Source organism: Symbiopectobacterium sp. (assembly GCF_051710365.1).
Classification (GTDB): Bacteria; Pseudomonadota; Gammaproteobacteria; order Enterobacterales; family Enterobacteriaceae; genus Symbiopectobacterium.
Window position 1 is genome coordinate 1 of sequence record NZ_JBPETA010000192.1, and the last position, 5610, is coordinate 5610.

General features: G+C 48.4%; 3 protein-coding genes and 2 pseudogenes. 3 read left to right on the forward strand and 2 right to left on the reverse strand.

Going from position 1 to position 5610, the window contains the following annotated elements:
• Positions 1-121 precede the first annotated feature (121 nt).
• Positions 122-1105 (forward strand): annotated as a pseudogene (locus ACTBDZ_RS14455) (PTS transporter subunit EIIC); the annotation flags it as partial.
• Positions 1106-1334: 229 nt separating this feature from the next.
• The gene (glnS, locus tag ACTBDZ_RS14460; protein WP_438815840.1) at positions 1335-2993 is read left to right on the forward strand and encodes a glutamine--tRNA ligase; all 1659 of its coding nucleotides are present in this window, start codon (positions 1335-1337) and stop codon (positions 2991-2993) included.
• A 76-nt stretch (positions 2994-3069) separates the two neighbouring features.
• Here glnS and fur read toward each other — a convergent pair whose 3' ends face one another.
• Together fur and fldA are read right to left on the reverse strand one after the other, a co-directional pair.
• The gene (gene fur / locus ACTBDZ_RS14465; protein WP_438815841.1) at positions 3070-3516 is read right to left on the reverse strand and encodes a ferric iron uptake transcriptional regulator; all 447 of its coding nucleotides are present in this window, start codon (positions 3514-3516) and stop codon (positions 3070-3072) included.
• Between the two features lie 335 nt (positions 3517-3851).
• Positions 3852-4379: a flavodoxin FldA gene (gene fldA, locus ACTBDZ_RS14470; RefSeq protein WP_438815842.1), complete on the reverse strand. Its 528-nt coding sequence runs from the start codon at positions 4377-4379 to the stop codon at positions 3852-3854.
• Positions 4380-4833: 454 nt separating this feature from the next.
• On the opposite strand from fldA, the pseudogene ACTBDZ_RS14475 reads away from it, so the two are divergent.
• Positions 4834-5487 (forward strand): annotated as a pseudogene (locus ACTBDZ_RS14475) (Tar ligand binding domain-containing protein); the annotation flags it as partial.
• Positions 5488-5610: the final 123 nt, after the last annotated feature.

A 5610-nucleotide genomic window follows, 5' to 3' on the forward strand; every position in this document is an offset into this window, starting at 1 on the left:
GGTTACGGATGGTAACGTGGGGAGTACTCATGCTGATTGGTCTGCAAAAAGCAGTAATAAATTCAGAACTTCAGAATACCGTCAAGTCCCGAAAAAAGAAAAATCAGGTGCGGAATGACGGATGTATGTCTGGCCAGTGATTTTTAGTGCATTGGTCACGCTGGGCGAGCATATCCAGCAGTTGGGTTCGGTGGGGGCGGGCGTGTACGTGTTCTTCAACCGCCTGCTTATTCCTGTTGGGTTGCACCATGCGTTGAACTCGGTACTTTGGTTTGATGTAGCGGGCATTAACGATATTCCAAACTTCCTCGGCGGGCAGCAGTCCATTGACGCGGGTAAAGCGGTTGTTGGTATCACGGGGCGTTATCAGGCGGGGTTCTTCCCCATCATGATGTTTGGTTTACCGGGTGCGGCATTAGCGATTTATCACTGCTCGCGTCCGGAAAACAAAAGCAAAGTGGCTGGGATTATGATGGCCGCCGCGTTTGCCGCTTTCTTTACCGGGATCACCGAGCCGCTTGAGTTTTCGTTTATGTTCGTAGCGCCCGTGCTGTATGTGTTACATGCCGTGTTGACCGGGATCTCGGTGTTCATTGCCGCAAGTATGCATTGGATTGCGGGCTTCGGTTTTAGCGCCGGGTTGGTCGATATGGCGCTCTCCTCGCGTAACCCGCTGGCAACCCAGTGGTATATGCTGATTCCGCAAGGGCTGGTGTTCTTTGTTATTTACTATGTGACGTTCCGTTTTACCATCAAACGTTTCAACTTGCTGACGCCGGGGCGCGAGCAGTCGGTTGACGGCAGCGAGGCGGATGGTTTTACGTTAAATCAAAGCGTTGCCGAAAAGAAGGTGAATGATACGACGTCTCTGGCTCAGGGATATTTGGCGGCGCTGGGCGGTAAAGCCAATCTGGTCGGGATCGATGCGTGTATCACACGTCTGCGGCTGAATGTGGTGGATTCTGCGCAAGTGGATGAGGCTCTGGCAAAACGCTTGGGAGCGGCGGGGGTTATCCGCTTGAATAAACAGAATGTGCAAATTGTCGTGGGGACGCAGGCAGAAACGATCGCTACGGCCTTAAAGCAAATCCAAAACGGGCAGTAATCATTGTATTGTCAGCGTTAAATGGTGCGGCGTGGGGAATTCCTCACGCCGTATTTTTTCCGCCGTTGGTACTAAAGGACGCCTGCTTTCGGTTACCTCATGCGTAATCGTCAGCAGTTTTGCTTCTTTCTGTGTATTTCATAAGATTTAGTGCAAGTAACAGTTGTGTCCTGCCATAGCTTGTTGGATCATTGCGGGTTATGTGTCGTTTTGCATCGAGGAATCAAGCATGAGTGAGGCCGAAGCCCGCCCAACCAATTTTATCCGTCAGATCATTGATGAAGATCTGGCGTCTGGAAAACACAGCCTAGTACAAACCCGTTTTCCGCCGGAACCCAATGGCTACTTGCATATCGGTCATGCCAAGTCCATTTGCCTCAATTTCGGGGTGGCGAAAGATTACAACGGTCAGTGTAATCTGCGTTTTGATGATACCAATCCGGTGAAAGAGGATATCGAGTACGTCGAGTCCATCAAGCAGGATGTGCAATGGTTGGGGTTCTCCTGGAGCGGAGATATTCGCTATTCTTCTGATTATTTTGACCAGTTGCATCTGTATGCGGTCGAACTGATCGGCAAAGGGCTGGCCTATGTGGACGAACTCTCTCCCGAGCAGATCCGCGAATACCGTGGCACGCTGACTTCCCCCGGTAAAAACAGCCCTTACCGCGATCGCAGCGTTCAGGAAAACCTGAACCTGTTTGAAAAAATGCGTAATGGTGGATTTGCTGAGGGCACTGCGTGTCTGCGCGCCAAGATAGACATGGCATCACCGTTCATCGTGATGCGCGATCCGGTGCTGTACCGTATCAAATTCGCCGAACATCACCAGACCGGGAAAAAGTGGTGCATCTATCCCATGTACGATTTCACGCATTGCATTTCCGATGCGTTGGAAGGGATTACACACTCACTGTGCACGCTGGAGTTCCAGGATAACCGTCGCCTGTACGATTGGGTGTTGGACAACATCACCATTCCTTGCCATCCGCGCCAGTATGAATTCTCGCGCTTGAACCTGGAATATGCAGTGATGTCCAAACGCAAACTGAATCAGTTGGTGACGGAGAAAGTGGTTGAAGGGTGGGACGATCCCCGGATGCCAACCATCTCCGGCCTGCGTCGCCGTGGCTACACTGCCGCTTCCGTGCGCGAATTTTGTCGTCGTATCGGTGTGACCAAACAGGACAATAATGTCGAAATGGCGGCGTTAGAATCCTGTATTCGTGACGATCTTAATGAGCATGCGCCGCGCGCCATGGCAGTGTTGGATCCGGTAAAAGTGATCATCGAGAATCTGCCAGAAGGCCACGAAGAGTGGGTTTCCATGCCGAATCATCCGAATAACCCGGAAATGGGGACGCGGCAGGTGCCATTCAGCCGCGAGATTTATATAGATCGTGCCGATTTCCGTGAAGAAGCTAACAAACAGTACAAGCGTCTGGTGCTGGGTAAAGAAGTGCGCTTGCGCAATGCGTATGTCATCAAGGCGGAACGCGTTGAGAAAGATGAGCAGGGCGTTATCACCGTGCTGTATTGCACCTATGATGCCGAAACCTTGAGTAAAGATCCGGCTGACGGGCGTAAAGTGAAGGGCGTTATCCATTGGGTCTCTGCCGCACATGCGCTGCCGGCTGAATTCCGCCTTTACGATCGCCTGTTCAGCGTGCCAAACCCAGGTGCTGCGGATGACTTCCTTGCAACGATTAACCCGGATTCGCTAAAAGTGGTTCAGGGTTTTGTTGAACCGAGTTTGGTAAAGGCTGAAGTGGAAAAAGCCTATCAGTTTGAACGCGAAGGGTACTTTTGTGCCGATCGCCGCTATTCAAGCGAAACACATCTGGTGTTTAACCGTACGGTAGGTCTGCGTGATACGTGGGTTGGTTAAAACGGGTGTTTGACTGAAATGAAAAAAACCGCCTGCGGGCGGTTTTTTTATGGTATCAATCAGAAAAAAGCCTGGCTTATTTCGGATCGTGGAGCGTTTCTTCTTCACGGCAGTCGCCCGTACTGCAATGGCCATACAAGTACAAACTGTGGTTAGTCAGTTTAATACCGTGTCTGTCTGCGATTTCGCGCTGACGCGCTTCGATAGATTCATCACGGAATTCAATAACGCGTCCGCAATCCAGGCAAATAAGATGGTCATGGTGGTGTTGTTGTGTCAGTTCGAACACTGACTTACCACCTTCAAAATTATGACGGGTGACAATACCGGCATCATCAAACTGGTTAAGCACGCGATAAACGGTCGCCAGACCGATCTCTTCGCCCATATCTATCAGTTTTTTATACAAATCTTCCGCGCTGACGTGATGACACTCCGGATCCTGCAACACTTCCAGAATCTTCAGTCTTGGCAGAGTGACTTTCAAGCCGGCCTTCTTTAATGCGATGTTATTGTCAGTCATGCGGGTTTAGTCCTGTTACTTTCTCGTCGATGGGGGCAATTAAGCCTATGACATCGGTCGGCTCAAAAATTGTAATGGCGTCTCAATTATAGAACCGCGCATTAAAAATGAAAACCATGGGATGTTAACAATACCGTCTCCATAAAGAAAGTGTGCATTCGCGCGCAATCTCTTGTTGTAAAATGGAGAAAATTGATAAACGTACAAAACCGATGGGTACTATTGCACAGGCTTAGACCGGGAAGTTAAAAAAATGTTTCTATTAATTTAATCGTTTTTATCTATTAATAAAGCCCTGATATTGCTATCAGGGCTTCTGTGTAAAACAGGAGCGATTAACCTACCAGCGCTTTCAGGTTGAGCTCTTCTCTGATTTGTTTGACCCAGGCACTCACGCGTTCACTGGTCAGTTCAGGTTGACGATCTTCATCAATGGCCAGACCGATGAAGTGGTTATCGTCTGCCAGCCCTTTAGACGCTTCGAAATAGTAACCTTCGGTTGACCAGTTGCCGATAATAGTTGCCCCACGCGGTTCAATAATGTCGCGCAGCGTTCCCATCGCGCTACAAAAGTATTCTGCGTAATCTTCTTGGTCGCCACAGCCAAATAAGGCAACTATTTTTCCGTTTAAATCAATCTCTTCCAATGTCGGAAAGAAATCGTCCCAATCACATTGGGCCTCACCATAGTACCAGGTCGGAATACCAAGCAGCAGGATATCAAACGCTTCGATATCTTCTTTGCTGCTCTTGGCGATGTCATGAACCTCTGCAACATCACTGCCCAGTTGCTGTTGGATTGTCTTGGCAATGTTTTCGGTATTGCCGGTGTCACTGCCAAAGAAAATGCCTATGAGTGCCATGGATAAAATAACCTCTTTATTCTTAATAGTATGGTGCGGTTTATCACCTACATATCAAGTAATAATATCAGACGCTGGGGGTGGGAGAAACTTGTATCTTTCCCCTGGCGCAAAGCGGAAATAACCGCTATTAAATAAGGGTATTTATCTGGTAGTTCCTTTTCGCCATTTCGCCAGTTTTTTTAATTACTTTAGCGACGGCATTGTTAGCACCTGTTTAACTATCTTTTGAAAAGTATAACTAATTACTAATTTTTAGTGACAGCGTGCTGTAGATCACGGAGGGAAACTACTAAATATTCTTTTAATATTGACGATGAAAGTAGCAGGTTCGCCGTGTGCTTGGAGGCGTAAAGCATCGCGCGTTTTCCCCTTTTGGGGATTGTTTCAAACCTGATGATTTTTTTAAAAATAATAACCCTACCGCACGTTATTTTATATCTGGAGCTTGCTTATGCAATTTTTGAGAAACATCGCCATCAGAACGGCAATGTTATGGGTTTTAGGGGTTTTCTGTGTACTTTGGGGTGGTGTTTCCGTCTACACCATTTTTTCCTTCAAAGAGATGACCACTACTTCACAGACCAGTACCTTACTGGTTCATAACATGAATTTAGTCAATCAGGGCAACGATCAATATTTTCGCATGGTAACCCGTTTGGCGCGGGTAGTGGATTGGCGTCGTAGTGGTGAAAACACACTGGCGGATAAAGAACAGGCGTCAGCATTGACGGCATTGAATAATCTGAAATCCGATCTGGCCACCTTTAGCAGCATCGATCACGCGGGGTTGGATGCCGCGCCGGCTGAAGCGGTGGTGCGCGATTGGGGCAACCTGATTACCCAGGGCGTTGATCCGATGTTTCAAAAGGCGCAGGCCAATGCCTTGGATGAATATCAACGTTATGCCAAGGAAACGGTGCCAGTGCTCAGTCGTCAATTCGGAGCCTCAGTCAACGCTTTTAACAAGGCAGGCTCTGATAAATTCGCCGCAGCGGGCGCACGCTTTCAGCAAATTACCGCCATTGGCCAAAATATTTTGCTGACGGGACTGGTTGTTGGGTTGCTACTGCTGTTTTTCACCGATCGTTATCTCGTGGCCTGTTTGGGGCTTTGTTGAATAAATCAGAACTTGTAACGACTGTGCCCCATCGGGTCGATTGTTACGTGATGCGAATACTGTTCGGCATTCCTAATAGCGTGATCCGGTTAAGCGCTTTGACCATCGCCA